This window comes from Vibrio sp. 970, assembly GCF_033339075.1.
In genome coordinates, this window is the sequence record NZ_JAWOTW010000319.1 from 1 (window position 1) to 700 (window position 700).

Here is a 700-nt window from a genome sequence, read left to right on the forward strand (position 1 = left end):
AGACTAAAACGGTAACGGCGAGATGGTTTGCTGATGACATCCCAACAGGGCCGAATTTGACCATTCAACTGCGCTGACTACCCAGCAAGGAGCTTTTATGGACTTTGAACTTAATGAAGATCAACGTGCATTTGCCGATACGGCTCAGCAGTTTTCGTTAGAGCGTTTAGCACCAATGGCCGCCGAGTGGGATGAAAAACAGATCTTCCCCAAAGACGTGTTGCGCGAAGCGGGTGAACTGGGGTTTCTTAGTCTCTACACGCCAGAAGCACATGGTGGTTTGGGGTTAAGCCGTTTGGATGCGTCGATTGTTTTTGAGCAGCTCTCAATGGGGTGCACGTCGACGACTGCTTTCATGACCATCCACAATATGGTGAGTTGGATGGTGGCGAGTTTCGCGACCGAAGACGTGAGAGCCAAATATTGTCCTAAACTCGTCACCGGAGAATGGTTGGGTTCGTATTGCTTGACAGAGCCCAATGCGGGGTCGGATGCCGCTTCGTTGACCACAACCGCGAGCAAAAAAGGCGATACATACGTGTTTAATGGCGGTAAAGCATTTATCTCCGGCGCAGGAGAGACGGATGTTTTGGTCGTGATGGCGCGAACGGGCGAAGCGGGTGCCAAAGGTGTGTCTGCGTTTGTTGTTCCTGCTCAAGCTGACGGCATCAGTTATGGGCGAAAAGAGCCCAAAATGGGC

1 protein-coding gene is annotated in these 700 nt (G+C 51.6%); it reads left to right on the top strand.

What is annotated here, in order from left to right; all coding sequences use genetic code 11:
* Positions 1-97 precede the first annotated feature (97 nt).
* A partial coding sequence (locus R7Q11_RS26420; protein WP_225467026.1) for an acyl-CoA dehydrogenase family protein occupies positions 98-700 on the top strand: 603 nt, incomplete at its 3' end.